The sequence below is a fragment of the Gemmatimonadaceae bacterium genome (assembly GCA_035533015.1).
GTDB lineage: Bacteria > Gemmatimonadota > Gemmatimonadetes > Gemmatimonadales > Gemmatimonadaceae > JAGWRI01.
Map to the genome: position 1 here is coordinate 12,732 of DATLUQ010000029.1, position 18,832 is coordinate 31,563.

Consider the following 18,832-nt stretch of genomic DNA (forward strand, 5'->3'; position numbering starts at 1 on the left):
ACGGCCGCACCATTGCGCGTCAACGAGCGAGGTTGAGCGATATGCGGCGGTGCCCGGGGGTGAGGTGGAGGGTCAACCATACGGTTTCCAGGCGGGCCGGGCAAGGATGCATGGTTCTTGCCGGGTGATTCATGTCGCGTTGCGCCCCGCGCGCCGGCGGTTAGCTTGACGCAGCCGCGAACAGCGGCACCCCAGAAACCGAACGAGGCAGGCGAATGACAGCGGTGGCCTGGAGAGATGAGAAAAGCAGAGCGGGGATCGGGGCCGCCGTATGACGAAGATCCGAGCAGCGCTCCTCGGTCACCCGCTGGTGCGGAAGTACACGTCGTTGGTTCACGAGGACCTGTCGGCCACCTATACGCGCGATCTGCACAAGTGGCTGATCATCGCGCCGGTGATGGGAGTCGTGACCGGGCTCCTGATCACGCTTCTGGCCAAGACCATCCTCGTCTGGATGTGGCCACCGGTGCTCCGGGTGTATCTCGCACACCCGTTCGTGATGATCCCGGGGGTAGCGGCGGGCTTCATCGTGGCCGGGCTCATCATGCAGCACCTGACGCCCGATCCGGATGAGCATTCGACGGAAGAAGTGATTCGCTCGTACCACGAGCATCAGGGCGCCATCGACGTCAAGCCGTTCGTCCCCAAGCTGGTGGCGGCGATCGCCACGGTGGGCCTCGGGGGCAGCGCGGCGCTCGAAGGCCCGAGCATCTACGGTGGAGGGGCACTGGGCTCGTGGCTCTGGACCAGGCTCCGCGGGGTCGGCCTCGAACCGCGCGACCGCCGCATCATGCTCATCGCCGGTGCGGCGGCGGGCATGTCGGCGGTGTTCCGCGCGCCGCTCACCGGCATCGTGTTCGCCCTGGAAATGCCGTACAAAGACGATCTCGCCCATGAAGCGCTGTTGCCGGCGCTGATCGCGTCGGTGACGTCGTACGCCACGATGGCGGCCTTTCTCGGGGCCACGCCGCTGTTCGACTTCGCCACCGCTGCGGCGTATACGAGACGAGACCTCCTCTGGTCCGCGGTGCTCGGCCTCATCTGCGGGCTGGCGACGATGGTGTTCACGATCACCTTCCGTCGCGCGCGGGGCTTCGCCGTACGGGCGCCCGTTCCGCACTGGGTGAAGATGGCGGTGGGCGGGACGCTCACCGGAATCGTCGGCCTCGGATTCGTATCGGTATTCCACGGAGCTCTCGTGCCGATCGGGCCAAACTACGAAGCCGTGCCGCAGCTACTGCAGCAGGTGCACGGGTCGGCGCTGCTGGTGGCGTTCGGGATCGCCAAGTTGATCGCAACGCTATTCTCCCTGGGCGTGGGCGGGGTGAGCGCCGCGTTCGTGCCGCTGTTCCTTGCCGGCGGCTCGTTCGGTACCGCCTTCGCGCAGTCGGTGGTCCACAGTGCGTCGCCTGGGATCTTCGCGGCCGTGGGCATGGCGGCCTTTATCGCTGGCGGCTACAAGGCGCCGCTCACGGCGGTGATCTTCGTGGCCGAGGCGACCGGGGGGCATGCGTACATCGTTCCCGCGCTCATCGGCGCGGCAGTGGCGTACGCCGTGTCCGGCGAGTCGTCGATGTCGGGCGACCAGAAGCTGCACGAGATCGCGACCGTGGCGGGCCTGTCCAGGATCCGGGTGCGCGAGGTCATGCGGACGCAGGTGATCGCGGCATACGCCGACAGGACCCTTCGCCAATTCGCCGAGCGCATCGGTGCGCAGTACGCGCACGCCGCGTATCCGGTGTACGATGCCGACCGCGTGGTGGGCACGATCTCGATGCGCGTGCTGGGGCGCGTGAAGCCGCAGGCATGGGATGAGACACGTGTAGGGGACGTGATGGACCGCGACGTGGTGCGAGTGCCGCTCGATTGCGATCTGCAGGAAGCATTGCGCCTCATGATGACGCGCCACGGACAACCGATGCTCCTCGTGTCGTCGAGCGGCGAGAGGCTCGAAGGCATTCTCACCAAGACCGACATCCTGTCGGCGCTGGACGCGCGCGGAACGACCAACGCGGACGCCGGGATCGCGCACGCACCCTGAAGGGCATCGCACTGCAGAAGGAACGATGACCTGACTACTGGCGGAGCGACGCGGCCTCGTGCTCAAGACGGGTGGCGAGCGCCAGGAAGTGGTCGGGTGGGTTGGTCCCGTCGGCCTGCTCGAGCCGGTTGAACGCGGCGACGAGCGCGGCCGCGGCATCGGGTGGAATCAGTTCGTCGGCCATCGGGAACAGGACTTCGTCTTCCTTGGCGATGTGGTCGCGGAGCAGGGCGACGTATCCCCGGGCACTCGCGATGATGCGCCGGCGCGCCGCCGGGTCGCCGTCGCCGAGGCGCTTGGCGGCGTCCCGCATGGCACGGTTCAAGTCGCGTCCTTGCTCATGCTCCTCGAGCATCATGGCGACGGCGCCGCCGTGTGGCGGAGCGCCATGCGCGATCATCGCTCCGAACAGCACGCCTTCTTCCTTGCGGTGGTGGCAACCGTCGGCGAACCCCGACACGAAGTCGGAGGCATCGAGGAAGAATTCCGGCCGCACGGCGCCACCCCGTGCGAGCTCGTCCGCTGCTGCCGCCAGCGCATCGAGCACCCGCTCGATGAGGCGGTGCTCGGCCATCAGCATCTCGGTCGGAGTCATGGGACGAGCACCGCGCGTTTGGAGAGCCGCCCATGGTGGGCCGCCTCGAACACCGCGTTGATCTCGGACAATCGGTGCCGCTCCACGTACGGCTTCACGGCGAGGCGGCCGTCGGAGATCCACTCCAGTAGCTCGGGATAGATCTCCGGGTCGGCGCCCCAATTGCCGTGGGCTTCGGCGTCATAGGCCATGAGGTTCGAGAGGCAGATCTCGATCTTGTCCATCGTGTAGCCAACCACGCCCAGCGACGCGCCGAAGCCGAGCAGCGCGTAGGCGGTCTCCTGGCCGGCCTTCGTGCCGGAGGTCTCGAAGATCTTCCACAGGTGCGGCGGTGCGCCAAGCGACTCGGCGAGAGCCCGCGCTTGCTTGCGAACGTCCTTGAGCGCCATGCCGCGCACGTCGATCACACCGCGCGCCCCCGCCGCCGTGGCCTGTTCCAATTTCCGCGCGTCGATGTCGATGGCGACCACCGTTCCCCCCGCCGCGCGCGCCACCTGCACCGCATGCACGCCGATGCCGCCCACGCCGACGACCACGGCCAGCTCTCCCGGCTGTAGTCTTGAACGCTTCACCGCCTGGAACGGTGTGGACAGCGCATCGGCCACTACGGCGAGTTCCCAGAGTTCGTGTGTCGCCATCGCCGCGGGCGGCACCGGACACAGATATCGCGCCGGCACGACGACGTGCGACGCGAAGCCCCCGTGTCGGTCGTTGCCCGGCATCACCTGCTGGCGGCAAATGGCGCGGCGCCCCGCGCGGCAGAGGTCGCACTCTCCGCACGGAAGCACTGCGGGCACCACGACGGCCTGCCCAACGAGCGACGGGCCGACTCCGGCGCCCACGGCCCGAACGACGCCGCTGATTTCGTGCCCGAGCACCAGGGGCAATGGGCCGCGCGTCTTGACCCCGCCGTACAGATACGACAGGTCAGTGTGGCACACGCCGCACCCAGCGACCTCGATCAGCGCCTCGCCTGCCAGTGGCGCGGTCCACGGCAGTTCGATACGGTCCATGGCGCTGCCCGGCGTCGTCATGACCCAGGCATCGAAGGTCGTTCCAATCGTCGTCGTCATTGGGTCTCTCCGAACATCAGGCTGCCGCACTCGTGGCAGCGATCGAGGGTCTTGGGGCGGCCGCCGAAGCACGGGCGATCGTCACCGGCTACCCGCAGCACCTTTCGCAGGAAACGGCAATCGCATTCCGCGGAGGGCTGGTAGACGGCCTCGAGGTAGTCTTCCGCCTCGGCCAGCACGTTGCGCACCCGGACCTTCAGCGACGGCGTCAGCTCCTGGTCCTCGATCGTCAGCTCCTTGCTGATCACCGCCACCGCCTTGATGTGTTCGTACTTGATGGCGTGCGTGCGGTTGAACTCGGCGATCGTCTCGCGCAGCGAGGCGGCGACCACCCGATCGGCGGTGGCGTGGTCGTGGCCGAACTCCTCGCCGATTCGGAAGAAGTCGGGGTAGATCAGCGCGCAGAGAAAGTCGCGCCCGCCGCCGGCGACGATCACGTGCCGGATGTACGGGTTCATCCCGGCCAATCGATTCTCGATCTCGGTTGGTACGACCTTTTCCGCGTTCAGCATTTTGAACACCCGGTCCTTGCGCGCGACCAGCTTGAGCGCGGGACCGAGCAGCTCGCCGAGATCCCCCGTATGGAACCAGCCGTCTCCGGGAAGCGCTTTGGCCGTGGCCTCGTCGTCGCGGTAATAGCCCCGCATGACGTGCGGACCCTTGACCAGGATCTCTCCGTCGTCGGCGATTTTCACGGTCACGCCGGGCAGCGGGTAGCCCACTTTGCCAGGTTCGGTGCGCGGCTCGTTGAGATCGGTGAGCGTGCAGCAGGGAGACGTCTCGGTGAGCCCCCAACCTTCGGCCACGGGAATGTGCCGGGCCGCGAAGAACTCGGAGAGGTTCGTGGGAAGCGGCGCGGCAGCTGTGAACACGAAGCGCAGTTCGGGATGAAAGATCCGCGCCTCGTCTTCCGGGTGCGACTGGATGTGGGCCACGAGCTGCTGGTACACTTTCGGCACGCTGAAGTAGATCGTGGGCCGGATCTCCATCCAATTCCGGAGCAATACGTCGAAGTCCCGGCCGTACGAGTCGTCGATGGCGAGCGGGGCGCCGTTGTACAGCGCGCTGTACTTCTCGAAGATGCCGCCGAAGCTGTGGTGCCACGGCAGGTACGACAGGAAGCGGTCCTCCGGGCCGATGTCCCAGATCGCCGCCAGGGCCCGTCGCTGCGACAGGATGTTGTCGTGGGTCAATTGCACACCTTTCAGCGCGCCGCTCGTTCCCGAGGTGTACATCATCAGGCACGGCGCGGTGGGATCGAGCGCCACCCCGCGTTCCAGGAACGCGTGACGGCGCGGGTCGCCCGGACTGGAGCGGAATGGCGCGAGCACGTTCCGGAATTCGGCGAACGTGATCACGGCGCGAGCGCTGAGCGGGACGCGAAGGCGCGCGCGCCACTCGGCATCGGGCAACACCACTGCCGCGGGCGCCGCGTGGGCCAGCAGGTCGCTCGTCTGGTCGGGCGAGTAGCCGGCAAACAGCGGCGTGTAGATGGCGCCCAGGCACATCGTCGCGAGTTCTGCCACGAGCATCTCGCCCCGATTGGGCGACACGACGACCACGCGGTCGCCGCTCGTAACGCCGAGTTGGTCGAGGTAACGGCCGAAGGCGACGACGTCGTCGACCAGTTCCCGCCAGGTGACGTTCCGGAAGGCGCCGCCGCGCCTCACGCGGATTGCCGGGCGCGCGCCGTGCCTGGCCGCGTTGCGTTTCATGAATGCGGCGATCGTCTCACTCGTCCCGATGGGCTCGAGCAGCGACCGGATGCGATCGCCCTCCCGCACCCCGGCGCGCGCGTGGGTGCCCCGTCTCATACCGCGACCTCCGGCCCCACCGAAACGGCACCCTCGCGGGCGGCGAGCGCGGCGCCGAACGCGCCCATCTCCTGCGGGTGCGGCGGGACGACCACTTCGGCGTGCATATCCTCGCCGAGCAACCGCGCCACGGTCGGATGGTACGCAACCACGCCGCCGGTCGCGACGACCCGACCCTGCAGCACGTCCATCGCTACCACGCGCTTCACGAGCGATCGGTACGCCGCCATGGCCAGGTCCGAGGGCCGCTTACCGGCGCGGATGAGCGTGAGCAGCTCCGTGCCGGCGAATACCGTGCAGAAACTGGAGAGTTCCAGGACCTCGGTGGATTGCGCCGCCAGGTGGTCCAGACGATCGACGCCGATACCCAGCCGGAGCGCGATTTCGTCGAGAAAGCTGCCCGTCCCGGCGGCGCACTTTCTGTTCATGCGATGCGCCAGACGTTGACCGTTCGCATCGAGGCGAATGACCTTGGCGTCCTGGCCCCCGATGTCGATGACGAGCAGCGGCCCCTTGACGTAGAACGCCGCGCCGCGGCCGTGGCAGTCGAGTTCGGTCCGCGAACCATCGGCGAACGGTACGGCTTGGCGGCCGAAGCCGGTGGCCCAGATCGCGCGGACGTCCCCCCGCCCACCGGGCGCACGCGCGAGGGCGAGGGCCAGCGCTTGCTCCGCCGCGCCGGCCAGATCAGCGCCCGAGCGGACCACGGCGCTCGCCAGCACGCGCGCCTCGTCGTCGATGATGACGGCCTTGGTGTTCCACGACCCGCTGTCCACGCCCACGAATCGCTTCATGCACGCGCTCCAGCCGGCCGCGCGTCGGCGAGTTGCTCGACGAACCCCTCGACGTTGGTGCGCACCTGTTCGTCGGAAAAGCACCGGAGGTCGTTGACGTCGCCGTCGAGTGCGAGGGTCGGGATGCCGAGTCGCTCGGCGATCCGCCTCGGCATGCCGTAGCGCGTGTTCGAATTGTTCGGGCAGGTGCGGCAGTCGTGGAAGACGATGCCGTCCACCTCATAGAGCGCGAGCATGCGCTCGATGTACGCTTCCTTCGCCTCCTCGGAGCGCACGATGAACAGTTCCAGCGACGCTCGCGCCATCGATCGTATGGGATCGGCCGGATCGAGGGACGAGAAGATCCAACTGTTGCAATAGGTGGATGCGACGACGGCGGTGCGGAATTCCGCGAACAGCGACGAAAGCGCGCGCAGGCGTCCCCACACCGGCATCCCTTCCCAGTACAGACGGAACGCCTCACGGGGCACCGCAGCCTGCCCGAGGCGCGCCGCGTCGTCCAACTCGGCGAGCAGCAGCCGGTAGTACTCACACGCCTCAGCCGTGCCGCGCAACACCACCGCCGGCCCCATGTGGATGGTGCCGTCGAAGAACGTCAGCGGGGCAGGGCGATGGGCGGCCGTACGCAGGCACGCCTCCCAGAGGTCCGAGCACTCGCGCGACACGCGTACCGCATCCGCCAGGCGTCCGGCATCCAACCTCGTGCCCGCCACGGCCTCGAGCGTCGGGACCAGGCGCTCGAGCTGTATCGCGACTCCATCCACGTCGCCGTCGTATACCTCCTCGATCGCTCGCGGCGACCGCACCCCGATCACGGGCACGTTCCAGGCCCGGCCGTACCACTCGAACCAGTCGCGCACGTCGCGGCACTGGTTGGTGTTGAACACGAGTACGTCGGCCCGCGGTGTTGCGCTCAGGCCGAAGGCGGCGAGCGGCGTCTCGCCCGCCAGGTACGCGCCGACGTCACTGGTGAGATACGAACACACGTCCTGTGAATAGCCCTGGGCGTGCGCCAGAGGCATGTAGCGGTTGGCGCTGCGCGCGGTGCCCAGCATGGCCGCATGATTCTCCGGAAAGAACACCTGGAACCCGAGCGCGCGAAGGAGTTCGGCGGGACCAACGCTCGAACACCAGGCCACGGGCGCGGTCTTCTGCTCGGCGGCCGCGCCGACCGCGCGGTAATACCGGCCCATCGTGTCCTTGAGCGCCGCGGTGCTCCGTAGCGCCGTCATTGGAGGACCTTGAGCGCGGCGCCGAGCGCACCGGTGTAGATCGCATCGGGGACGGCGCGGGCCTCGACCCCGGACAGTTCCTCGAGGGCGCGGAGCACCCCCGGGAAGAACTCGACGACTCCGCCGCAGACGACGATGGGATGCGTGAAGCCCCCGATCTCGACGATGCGCTCGGCCACCGAGTGCATGCAGCCGAGAGCGACCGCCTCGCGTGAGGCCCCCTCGCGCAGCCGCTCGAGTACTTCGCTGCCGGAGAACACCGAGCAATAGCTGCTCACGGGCGCCGGCATCGAGGCCGCGGCGGCGAGTTCCTGCAGCCCCGCGGGCGCGATGTCGAGGTGGCGGGCGGCGAACATCAAGAAGCTGCCGATCCCGACGGCGCACCGTCGCACGCCGCGCGCGTCCACCCGGCGGCCGTCATCACCCACGTGCATCACGTGCGGATCACGGCCGCCGATATCGACCAGCGTCATCGCGTGTGGCGCGTGATGGAACGCGCCGAGGGCGTGGCAGCTCTCCTCGGTGGCCGTGGTCGTCGCGTCGCGCACGCAGTTCATCGCGAACCCCGTGGCGCCGATGCCCGAGAGGTCGGACGGCTGGAGCTGCGCATCCTCCAGCGCCGCGGTGAGCACCTCGTAGCTGCACGCCTGGAAATACCCCCGCGTAGGGGCCACCGCGCGCCCGAGAATCCGACCGTCGGCACCGGCGACCACTGCCTTCACACACTCCGTTCCGACGTCCACGCCGGCTGCGGCCCTCGCTCCATTTTCCAGCATCGGCACTGCTCCTCGCCGCCTAATGGGCGGCCAACCCCTCGACGTGTTGCTCGATGAACGCGGACAGCTGGCCCTGCAACCGCTCGGTGGAGAACAGGCGCAGATCGTGCGAATCGGCTTCCAGCACGAACGCCGGAACCCCGGTGGCGCGCTCCGCCCGTACGGCGAGACCAAACCGCACGTGGCTTGCCTCCGGCGTCGTGCGGCAGTCGTGGTAGACCGCCGCGTCCACCCCGAACTCGTCGAACTTCGAGGCGAGATACGCCGTCTTGAAGTGCTCCGACCGGTTGCCGAACACGCCGGTGTACGCGCGTGCCATGCTGGCGATCGGGTCATCGGCATCGAGACCCGGCAGCACGAACTCGCCGCAGAACGTCGAAGCCACGACGGCGACCCCGGCATCGGCGAACAGCCGTGAAAGCGGTCGCAGCGCGCACCAGATGGGCGGCCCATCCCAGTAGAAGCGAAGCGTCTCGTTGGGGACGGCGCCGATTCCCCGGGCCACGCGATCTTCCAGTTCGTCCTTCAGTTCCCGGTAGTACGACACCGCTGTCCGCGTCCCGCGCAGCAGCACCATCGGTGCGAGATGCACGACCGAATCGAAGAAGGTCATCGGCGCGGGCACGGCCCGCGCCAGTGTGAGAATGTCGTCCCAGAGCGCACTCGCTTCCCCGCTGTAGCCGACCGTTTCGCTCAGCCGGTCGATTTCGAGCGCACGGCCGGTCGAGCGTTCCAGCCGCGACGCGAGCCGCAGCAACTGGTCCACGGCGGCGTCGACGTCGATGGGCTCCAGATCGTGCAAGGCCGGCGGTGGATGCAGCCCGTCCACCGGCACGCCGTAATGCGACCCGTAGAACTCGAACCAGCGCAGAAGCTGGTGGCCGGTGTTGGTACTGTAGACCACGACATCGGGGCGGGGCACGCCGGCAATGCCGTGCGCCGCGATGAGCGGACTCGTGCCCTCGAGTAATGCGCCGACGTCGGCGCGCATCGCCGAACTGGCGAACTGCGAGAAGCCGTGGGCCGTGGCGCGCGCGATCGCATGGCCGCCCTGTCGGGTCGCCGCGATGAGAGCGGCGTGGTTCTCCGGGAAGTACGGCACGATGCCCAGCGCGCGCACGATCTCCACGGGGCCCAACGCCGAGCACGCCGCCACGAGACGCGACCGGTCGGCCGAGGCCGCCGCGAGATCGCGGTAGTAGTCCCGCATGAGTTCCTTGAGGTGCCGGGTGCTCTCGAGCGGCGGCCCACTAGGCGTCATCCCGCCGTCCACGCCGCGCAGCATGGGCGTTCCACCGGTGGGCGGCTGGTCCAGGCCCAACTTCTCGGCGGTCGCCTGCTTGAGCAGGAATTTCTGGCGCTCGCGCGAATGGATGAAGTCCACGATGGCCCGGTTGTGCGGCGCCGAAAGGCCGAGACGAGCGGCCTCAGCGGCCACCGCGCCGTTGAGGGCATCCACCTCGGTGCGCTTGCCGCGCGAGAGATCCTGCCACATCGACGGGCGGTTCTTGCCGAGCGCCTTGAGCGAGCCGATGATCGGCCGGAAGGGATCCTCTTCGTCCACGATCGGGATGCCGCGCGCCCGCATCACTGCGACGATCTCACCGCAGAGGTCGCGCATGAACGTCATCAGGTGCTCGTCGGCGAGCATCTCACGACAGGTGAGTCCCGTGAGCGCCGACGTCGGATTCACCACGGCGTTGTGCAGCAGCTTCTGCCAGATCGCGTGGTCGACGTTCGGCACGACTTCGGTGGCCATTCCGGCGGTCCGGAACACCTCCGCGATCGGCTCGATCTGATCCCGATCCGCGCCGCTGAACGGCGCGATCTGAATGGGTTTGATCCCCGCGCGATAGTTGAGGCGCCGAGGCCCCGCGTGTTGGATGCTGTGATACGTGATGCCGCACAGCACGCGCTCGGCGCCTACGAGCCCGGCGATCTTCTCGGCATTGCCGATCCCATTCTGGAGTGAGAGGAACAGCGTCCGCGGCCCGCACGCCGGCAACACGGACCGCACCGCGGCCTCGGTCTCGTACGTCTTCACGGCGACGAACACCAGATCGAATGGCGCCAGACCGTCCACGGTGGATACCACGGTCACCGGGACGCACACCTCCTCCTCGCCCATCCGGCTGACGAGCAGCCCGGCCTCGTTCAACAACGTCGCGCGCGCCGTGTTCACCTCGAGCAGAGCAACATCCTCGCCAGCACGCGTCAGATTCGCGCCCACGAGCCCACCCAGAGCGCCGGCTCCCACAATCAGCGTTCGCATACTCGCCCGCCTCCCGCCGCGCCCATGGCGCCGCTCACCGATTGTGCCATACCGGCCTTCGTTTGCCGAAGAATGCCGCGACTCCTTCGTTCACATCGTCGAGCGCCATCAGCTCGTCCAGAAACACGCGCTCGGCTTCGAGCCGCCCGGCCTCGAACGGCCGTCCCTGCAGTTGCCGCACGAGCCGCACGTTCAGCCGCATCACGGCAGGGCTCGCCCGCCGCAGTTCACCAAGCACCGACGCGAGCGTATCGGTCAATTCCGACGGCGGTACGACCCGCGACACGAGCCCCATGGCCGCCATCTCGGCGGCCGGATAGGAGTGCCCGGTGGCCGTGATCTCGACGGCGCGGGCCGGCCCGACGCGCGCTGACAGCCACGACACGCCCACCGGCGCGAAGAACCCCAGCCGGATCTCGGGTTGGCCGAACGTCGCCCTGGTGCTGACAAGAAGGATGTCGGCCATGAGCGCAAGCTCGAAGCCGGCTCCCAGGGCGGGGCCGTCCACCGCCATCACGATCGGCACCTCGCAGGCTCCGAACGCCGAGAACAGGCGGCTGAACGCCGCGATCATCGCCGGCGCGTTTTCCGGGCGGTGCTCGCCCACGTCGGCGCCCGCCGAGAACGCGGTGCCGTTCGCCGTAACGGCGATGGCCGCGACCGAGCGGTCCGCCTGCGCGCGCTCCACGACCGCCGCGAGCTCCGTCATCATGGCGCCGGTGAGAATGTTGAGCGGCGGCGCGTCGAGCGTGACGTGCGCGATCGCATCGCGCACCTCGTATTGCACCGTCGTCTGGGCCTGCGCCGTGGAGGCCGCCATGTGCTTACCCCTGCCGCGAACCGCGGCTATATGTACTGGCCTCCGTCCACCTTGATGACCATCCCCGTGACATGCCGGGCCTGCGCGGAGCAGAGGAACGTGACGACCTGCGCCACATCCTCCGGCTCGGCGACGCGGCCAAGCGCTGATTCCCGCTTTGCGTTGTCCACGATCTCGGCCGGCAGCGCCGCCGTCATCTCCGTGCGCACGAGCCCAGGCGCCACGCAGTTCACGGTGACGCCGGCGCCGCCCAGTTCGCGGGCCAGCGACTTGGTCAGGGCAATGACCCCCGCCTTCGATGCCGCGTAGTTGGACTGGCCGAACTTCCCGCGGAGCCCATTGATGCTCGCGATCGTTACGATCCGTCCACGCCGCTGGGCCCGGAGGATCGGAGCGATGGCGCGGCAGTAGGCGAAGCAGCCCTTGAGGTTGACGTCCAGCACTTCGTCCCACTGGAGTTCCGTCATCTTCCAGATCACGGCATCGCGGGCCACGCCGGCATTGGCTACGAGAATGTCCAGCCGCCCGAACTCCTGGCGGGCGGCCTCCACGCACTCTTCCGCGGCGGCGACGTTCGCGACGTTGGCCTCGAGGACGAGCACCCGCCGCCCGCGCGCGCGGATCCGTTCCGCCACCGCCCGGGCCTCCGTGATCGCGCCGGAGTCGACGAGGGCGACGTCACATCCCTCGTCGGCCAGCCCCAACGCGATCGCCGCACCGATGCCGCGCCCGCCACCGGTGATGATCGCCGAACGTCCCGCCAGCTCCAGGTCCATCGTGCTCCCGCTCGTCAGGCGCCGGAGGCGCCGTTCAGCTTCGCTCCGCACTGGCCGCAGTACGCGAACGCGGAGGGAATACCCTTGGCCCCGCAGTGCGGGCAGGTGTGCTCGTACGGTCCCCACAGAAACTCACTGCTTCCGCCGTCGGTCGCCCGGCCGCGAATCCCGCGGTAGTCGATCTTGCGCTTCTCGACGAACGCCTGCATGCCTTCGTAGGGTTCGAGCGTCGTGAAGTGCGTGGACAGCCAGTCGCGGGCGTGGCCGATGGTCGCGAACCACGCCGACTCCTTCCAGTAATTCACCTGTTGCTTGGTATAGCGCGTGCACTCGGGGAACGTGTTCAGAAGCTTCTGCGCCAATTCGTTCACCGTGTCGTCGAGTTGCGCCCGCGGCACCACGCGGTTCACCAATCCCCACTCCAGGGCCTGCGCCGCCGGAATGCGCGGGTTGAGGAACAGCATTTCGCGCGCGCGCCGATCGCCCACGTGGATCGACAGCCACTGCGTAGCGCCGCCGGCCGCCACACTGCCCACGCTGGATCCCACCTGGCCCAGATAGCAGTCGTCGGCCATCACGGCGAGGTCGCACGCGAGCTGCGACTCGTTCCCGCCGCCCACCGCCATCCCGTTGATGCGCGCGATCGTCACCTTGCCGCTGCGGAAGATCGATTCGATGTAGCGGCTGAACAGACCCATGTACTTGAAGTATTCGTGAGGCCGCTTCGTGTAGACCGACGCGTATTCTTTGACGTCGCCTCCGGTGCAGAACGCTTTCTCTCCAGCGCCAGTGTACACGATCACCCCTACCTGGTCGTCTTGCGACGCGTCGTCGAACGCGCGAATCAGCTCCCGCAGCGTGTCGGTGGTGTACGCGTTGTAGGCTTCTGGGCGGTTGATCGTGATCCGGGCGACGTAATCCTTCTTGTCGTAGAGGATGTCCTTGAAATCCATGCTGCGAGGCGATTTCGAAGTGAAGTAGTCGATGAGCGAGGTCATGTGGTAGGTCTGGTTGGCGTCAGCCCGATGGTTCAGTGCGTGGTCACCTTCACAACGACCGCCGCCGCCGAATCGCCGGCGGCGCATCCGGTGAACAGGCCGTATCCTCCGCCCTGATTCACCAGGTCCTCCACGAGTTCGATGATCGCTCGCAGCCCGGTCGGGCCTTGGGGATGGCCCCAGACCAGCGAAGACCCGAACCGGTTCATCATTTCCGGGTCGAGGTGCAGGGAGCGGGACAGCAGGACGTCGTTCACCGCGAACGGATTGTGAGTCGTGGTGCTCGCAAGTTGGTCGGCGCCGATGCCCGCCCGCGCCAACGCCATCTGCGCCGCCGGGACGATGGCCATGGGCATGAAGCCCGGCTTCACGCGCGCCTGGCCGTACGAGAGCAGTCGGACCTCGACGTGCTCGTTGCGCGACAGCGCACGCGCGCGATCGCGGCTCCCGGTGAGCACCATGCCGGCACTGCCGTCGGCCGGATGCGTCTGGGTGCCGAACGTGACGCTCCCGCCCTCGGCGACCGGCCGCAGCGCGGCCAATCCGCTCGCCGTGGTCGGGAATACACCCTCGTCGTCTTTGATCGTGGCTGCGACCTTCTTGCCGCGCTTGACCTCCACGGGCCGCACCATGAATCGGCCGTGAAAGGCGCCGTCGTCGGCCAGCGCACGGGCGTACTGTGCGTACCGCAACAGCGTCATCTCCTCCTGCGCCTGGCGCGTGATCGCGCATTCGCGGGCGACGTTCTCAGCCGTCTGGAGCATCGAGTTCTTGGCGTACGGATCGTGGCCGAAGCTGTCGAGCACCAGGTCCTCGTGCTCCCCCGTGCCGCCGGCGCCGCCGGGATTGGGGTAGTACACGTGCGGCCCGTTGCTCGTTCGGTCGGCGGCCACGGCCAGGTACACGCTGGCGCTCCCGGTAGCCAACTCCTGCGCGCCCTCCACCACGCACCGCGCCGACGTGGCGCAGGCCTGATTGATGGTCGGACCACTGACGTGGCCGAGCCCCGCAAGCCCGGCAAACCACGGCGCGCCGTAGAACGAGCCCTTGCTCGGCACCGTCGTGCCAAGGCTCATGCCGTCGATGTCGCTCGGCGCGATGCCCCGCTCATCGAGCGCCCGGTGGGCCAGCTCGGCGGCAAGCGGAATTGGCGCGAGGTTCGCAAACGAACCCTGCCACGCGCAGAACGGCGACGACCAGTAGCCGCCGTAGGGAATATAGATGCTCTCGAATTGCATATCGCTCATCGTTTGCGCACTCCATTCAGAATCAGATCGATCATCTCCGTGCCGATCTCCTCGACCGTGCCGAACCGGGCCGGGTCGTACCACATGAAAATCCAGTTCAGCATGCCGAACACGAACAGCGCCGCGTGGCGGCTGCGCCGCGACCGGCCGTCACCCTTCTCGCCCATCAAGGCGCTCACCGCGCTGGTCATGAGTTGGTAGTACCGCCGCCGCAGCGCCTCCGTGGCCTCGTACCGTTCGCCCTGCAGCGAGGCGAGTTCGTAGGTGCACACCTTGAGCTCGTTCGGATGGCTGGTGAAGAACGCGAGGTGCCCGATCACCAGGCGGCGCAACCGCTCCTCCGGGGTACCGGACACCGCCGCGCGCTCCTCCTGCGCCGCGAGCAGCGCCGCGAACGTCCGGTACTGGATCTGATAGAGCAACTCCTCTTTGGAGTCGAAGTAGTGGTAGAGGCCGGCGAGACTCACCCCGAGCGCGCGGCTCACGTCGCGCATGGATGTCGCCTCGAATCCCTTGTCGGCGATCAACCCAGCCGCCGCTTCGAGAATGGCTTCCAGCTTCTGTTGCGTCGCGGCCCGGGGACCCCGACGGCGTGGGGCGGTGGACGTGCCGCCGTTGCTGCTTGGATTCATCGGCTCGGAGCTCCCTCGGTCGGCCGCACGACTGACAAGAGGTCGCGCGCCGCGGCCGGTGACGTCGCGCGCTGTCTGAGGCCATGCAGAATCTTTTCCGGTGTGATCGGAAGTTCGGTAACGCGAACGCCGCAGGCGTCGTAGATGGCGTTGGCGATGGCACCGAGCATGGGAAGCAATGAGCCCTCGCCGATTTCCTTGGCGCCGAACGGCCCGCGCGGCTCGTAGCTCTCCACGGCCACAGACCGCACCTGAGGCGCGTCCCAGATCGTGGGGATGAGATAGTCGTGCAGGTTGGGGTTCACGAGACGCCCGCCAGCGCCGACGACCGTATCCTCCATCAACGCTTCGCCGAGCCCCATGATGACGGAGCCTTCGACCTGGCCGTGAAACGTGAGCGGATTGATCACCGTGCCGGCGTCGCTGAAGTCCGTGACCCGGTCGACGGTCACGAACCCCGTTTCGAGATCGACCGTGACCTCGGCCACCGCCGTAGAGAAGCTGTAGGCGGGCGACGTGCCCACCGTGCTCCCCTTGAATCCGCCGCCGAGGTCCTTGGGCGGTTGGTAGGAGCCGGTGCCCACGATCGGGCCATGCTTGGCGAACGCCAGCCGGCCGGCAGCCGCCCAGTCCATGCCCACGTCAGGGAACTGCTGCACGAATATCCGGCCGCTCCGCGCGACGAGGCCGCCCACATCGCACGCCAGCGCCCGCGCCGCGGCCTCGAGCACCTGCCGTTTGACGGCGAGCGCCGCTTCGCGCACGGCGTTGCCCGCCATGAGCGTGACGCGGCTGGAATACGAGCCGAGATCCAGTGGGCTCAGGGTCGAATCGCACTCCGCCATCCATACCCACTCGAACGGCACGCCCAGCTCTTCGGCGGCGATCTGCACGAGCACCGTGTCCGATCCCTGACCGATCTCCGCCGCGGCGATGTGCAACGACACGGCCGTGCCATCCTCATGCACGCGGATCATGGCGTTCGAGTGGGGAAAGTCGGAGCGGTAGATCGGATATCCGGCGCCGGACACGAAGCCGCCGCTGCCCACGCCGATCCCTTTGCCCGGCGGCAGATGGCCACGCTTGGCTCGCCAGTCGGTGGCCTCGCGCGCCTGCTCGAGCGTGCGCGTGAATTCGCACGACGACACGTCGAGGTCGTTCACCGTGCGCGTATTGGGCTGCATCGCATTCTTGAGCCGGATGTCGATCGGATCCATGCCCAGCTCTCCGGCGATCATGTCGAGGAGCGACTCGAACGCGAATCGCGGCTGCGGAACCCCGTGCCCCCGGAACGCTCCGCTCGCCGGTAGATTCGTGTAGACGCGCACCCCGTCGTACTTGTAGTGCGGCATCCGGTACAGCGTGGGGAGCATGGACCCGGCGTAGTACGCCGTGATCACCCCGAACGATGTGTACGCGCCGCCGTCGAGCACCACGCGCTGCTGCACCGCGGTGATCGTCCCGTCGCGCTTCACGCCGATCTTGAGGTCTATGGTCTGCTTGTGCCGGCCGCGGAAGTGCCGGAACATCTCCTCTCGCGTGTATTCCATGAGCACCGGCCGGCCGGTCTTGCGCGACAGAATCGCGGCGCAGAAGTCCAGCGGCGTCGCCTCGGCCTTGGCCCCGAACCCGCCACCGACCGCGGGACGGATTACGCGGATGTTGCCCATCGGAATGCCGAGTGTGCGCGACAGCGACCGGTGCAGGTAGTGCGGCGTCTGCGTCGAGGACCACAGGGTGAGGCGGTCGCCGTGGGCCTCCCATTGGGCGAGCGCGGCGTGTGGCTCGAGCGGCGCCTGATAGGTGCGGTTGCCCACGAAACGCTGCTCGCGCACGAGGTCGGCCTCGGCGAATCCCTGCGCGACGTCGCCGAAGTGCCACTCGACCCGCGTGTTCACATTGTTGGCGTAGCGCGGACGCTCGGGATGGATCAGTGGCGCGCCGGGCGCCATCGCCGCATCCGCGTCGAAGACGGCCGGGAGTTCCTGGTAGTCCACTTCGATCAACGCCAGCGCGCGCTCCGCCGTCGCCTCGTCCACCGCGGCCACCGCGGCCACCTCGTCGCCGATGTAGCGCACTCGCTCGCGCGCGAAGATCTGCTCGTCCTCTCGCGCCGGGCTCACGCCATACCACGTGTCGGGCACGTCGGCGGCCGTGATCACCGCGAGCACGCCAGGCAGCGCCCGCGCCTTGGTGGCGTCGATCCGCGTGACGATCCCGTGCGCGATCGGACTGCCAAGAATCTTCCCGAAGATGGTGCCCGGCGGGCGATAGTCCGCCGTGTACTTCGCGCGCCCCGTGACCTTGTCCGGCCCGTCGTAACGGGTCACCCCGTGTCCGACGATCGCATGATCGCGCTTCTGATCGCGCTCACCCTCGTCGTGCGGGCGCGCGTCGAGCGGCACGCCGTCGAACTCCCACCACGACCGCACGGCGCGGATCATCCGCGGGTACGTGGCGCAGCGGCAGAGATTCCCACTCAGCGCGTCCTTGACGTCGTCCTCACTCGGCGACGGATTGCGGTCGATGAGCGCCTTGGCCGACATCAGCGCCCCCGCGGTGCAGAACCCGCACTGCAGCGCGCCGTGCTTGACGAACGCTTTCTGCAGGGGATGCAGGTCGCCGCCCGTCGCCAGACCTTCTACGGTCGCGATCGCCTTGCCGTCCGCCTCCACGGCGAGCTGCAGGCAGGCGTTCACCGGCTCGCCGTCCACGTGCACCGTGCACGCACCGCAGTCGCCCGTGCCGCAGCCGCGCTTGGTGCCGGTGAGACCGAGTTCATCGCGCAGGACGGCGAGGAGCGTCGTCTCGGGAGCGACCGCCACCGTGTGGGGCTCGCCGTTCACGTCAAGGTGTACGAGCTGCCCCGCCGTCATGCCACGCCTCCCGCTTCGCGCGCCCGGGACACTGCTTGCGCGAGCGCCCGCCGCACGAGCACCGCAACGATGTCGCGGCGGAACCCCTCCGAGCCACGGATGTCGGAGATCGGGAGCGCGGCATCGGCGCACACCGCGCCGGCCACGGCGAACAACTCGTCGGTTGCGAGCTCGCCCTCGAGCAGGCTCGACACCTGCTTCACCATCACCGGTACCGGGCTCACGGCACCCAGCGCAACCGCCGCGCGCGCAATCCGGTCGCCGGCGAGCACCACGGCCGCCGCGGCCGACGCCACGGCAAGCGCCATCCCGCGGCGCTGCGCGAACCGCTGAAAGCTGGTGCCGCTGTGCGCTGCGGACGCCGGCACGAGGATCTCGGCCAACACTTCCCCGGGTGCGAGCACCGTCCTTCTCGGACCGGCGAACAGCTCCGCGGCGCCGATCGTCCGCTCGCCGGTGCCCGAAACGATGCGCAGCCGCGCCTGTCCCACCATGGCGGCCGGCGGCAGGTCGGCACACGACACCGCGCGACAGAAGTTCCCGCCAATGGTCGCCAGACTCCGGATCTGCGGGCTGCCCAACGCGCGCGCGGCCTCGGCGAGCGCCGGCAGCCACGCTTGAACGTCGGCCGACGCGGCGATCGCGCCCACCGTGGTCAGGGCGCCGATATGCAGCGTGTCGCCCTTGCGCGCGATCCCGCGCAGTTCGGAGATCCGGCCAAGCGCGATCAGATGGGTCGCCTGCTCGCGGCCACGCTGATAATCGGGCACCAACTCCGTACCCCCGGCCAGGAACGCCGCGCTGCCACCAAGCCGCTGGCCCAGCGCGCAGGCTTCGGCCAGGGTCGTCGGTCGGTGATAGGTCAGGGGCAGGGTGGGCATGCTGG

At 68.4% G+C, this 18,832-nt stretch carries 15 protein-coding genes; 1 reads left to right on the forward strand and 14 read right to left on the reverse strand.

All coding sequences use genetic code 11. The features are described from left to right. Positions 1 to 271 precede the first annotated feature (271 nt). Positions 272 to 2,041, forward strand: a complete 1,770-nt coding sequence (locus VNF92_05860; GenBank protein ID HVA57395.1) for a chloride channel protein — start codon at positions 272 to 274, stop codon at positions 2,039 to 2,041. Between the two features lie 34 nt (positions 2,042 to 2,075). On the opposite strand, the gene VNF92_05865 is transcribed toward VNF92_05860, so the two are convergent. From VNF92_05865 to VNF92_05930, 14 genes are read right to left on the reverse strand one after another with little or no spacing between them, the layout of a single operon-like run. Continuing rightward, positions 2,076 to 2,636: a hemerythrin domain-containing protein gene (locus VNF92_05865; protein ID HVA57396.1), complete on the reverse strand. Its 561-nt coding sequence runs from the start codon at positions 2,634 to 2,636 to the stop codon at positions 2,076 to 2,078. Further along, positions 2,633 to 3,709, reverse strand: a complete 1,077-nt coding sequence (gene had / locus VNF92_05870; protein HVA57397.1) for a 6-hydroxycyclohex-1-ene-1-carbonyl-CoA dehydrogenase — start codon at positions 3,707 to 3,709, stop codon at positions 2,633 to 2,635. Before had ends, VNF92_05865 begins: the two co-directional genes overlap by 4 nt. Then, the gene (locus VNF92_05875) at positions 3,706 to 5,523 is read right to left on the reverse strand and encodes an AMP-binding protein (protein ID HVA57398.1); all 1,818 of its coding nucleotides are present in this window, start codon (positions 5,521 to 5,523) and stop codon (positions 3,706 to 3,708) included. Before VNF92_05875 ends, had begins: the two co-directional genes overlap by 4 nt. Beyond that, positions 5,520 to 6,317, reverse strand: a complete 798-nt coding sequence (locus VNF92_05880) for an acyl-CoA dehydratase activase (protein HVA57399.1) — start codon at positions 6,315 to 6,317, stop codon at positions 5,520 to 5,522. The genes VNF92_05875 and VNF92_05880 overlap by 4 nt, the downstream gene beginning before the upstream one ends. After that, on the reverse strand, positions 6,314 to 7,549 hold the full coding sequence (locus VNF92_05885; protein HVA57400.1) for a 2-hydroxyacyl-CoA dehydratase family protein: 1,236 nt from the start codon (positions 7,547 to 7,549) through the stop codon (positions 6,314 to 6,316). The genes VNF92_05880 and VNF92_05885 overlap by 4 nt, the downstream gene beginning before the upstream one ends. Continuing rightward, on the reverse strand, positions 7,546 to 8,325 hold the full coding sequence (locus VNF92_05890) for an acyl-CoA dehydratase activase (protein HVA57401.1): 780 nt from the start codon (positions 8,323 to 8,325) through the stop codon (positions 7,546 to 7,548). Before VNF92_05890 ends, VNF92_05885 begins: the two co-directional genes overlap by 4 nt. 19 nt (positions 8,326 to 8,344) lie before the next feature. Continuing rightward, positions 8,345 to 10,597 (reverse strand): 2-dehydropantoate 2-reductase, encoded by a 2,253-nt coding sequence (locus tag VNF92_05895; GenBank protein HVA57402.1) that lies wholly within the window; start codon positions 10,595 to 10,597, stop codon positions 8,345 to 8,347. Positions 10,598 to 10,631: 34 nt separating this feature from the next. Next, positions 10,632 to 11,417, reverse strand: coding sequence for an enoyl-CoA hydratase/isomerase family protein (locus VNF92_05900; protein ID HVA57403.1), 786 nt, complete (start codon positions 11,415 to 11,417; stop codon positions 10,632 to 10,634). 26 nt (positions 11,418 to 11,443) lie between these two features. Beyond that, positions 11,444 to 12,193 carry an SDR family NAD(P)-dependent oxidoreductase gene (locus VNF92_05905; GenBank protein ID HVA57404.1) on the reverse strand — a complete coding sequence of 250 codons (750 nt, stop codon included), beginning with the start codon at positions 12,191 to 12,193 and terminating at the stop codon, positions 11,444 to 11,446. Between the two features lie 14 nt (positions 12,194 to 12,207). Continuing rightward, complete coding sequence (locus tag VNF92_05910) at positions 12,208 to 13,191, reverse strand: enoyl-CoA hydratase-related protein (protein ID HVA57405.1); 984 nt, start codon at positions 13,189 to 13,191, stop codon at positions 12,208 to 12,210. A gap of 32 nt (positions 13,192 to 13,223) precedes the next feature. Next, on the reverse strand, positions 13,224 to 14,438 hold the full coding sequence (locus VNF92_05915) for a thiolase family protein (protein ID HVA57406.1): 1,215 nt from the start codon (positions 14,436 to 14,438) through the stop codon (positions 13,224 to 13,226). Next, positions 14,435 to 15,070 carry a TetR/AcrR family transcriptional regulator gene (locus tag VNF92_05920; protein HVA57407.1) on the reverse strand — a complete coding sequence of 212 codons (636 nt, stop codon included), beginning with the start codon at positions 15,068 to 15,070 and terminating at the stop codon, positions 14,435 to 14,437. Before VNF92_05920 ends, VNF92_05915 begins: the two co-directional genes overlap by 4 nt. Beyond that, complete coding sequence (locus VNF92_05925; protein ID HVA57408.1) at positions 15,067 to 17,946, reverse strand: molybdopterin cofactor-binding domain-containing protein; 2,880 nt, start codon at positions 17,944 to 17,946, stop codon at positions 15,067 to 15,069. The genes VNF92_05920 and VNF92_05925 overlap by 4 nt, the downstream gene beginning before the upstream one ends. Continuing rightward, positions 17,943 to 18,827, reverse strand: a complete 885-nt coding sequence (locus VNF92_05930; protein ID HVA57409.1) for a xanthine dehydrogenase family protein subunit M — start codon at positions 18,825 to 18,827, stop codon at positions 17,943 to 17,945. Before VNF92_05930 ends, VNF92_05925 begins: the two co-directional genes overlap by 4 nt. Between the last annotated feature and the right edge of the window lie 5 nt (positions 18,828 to 18,832).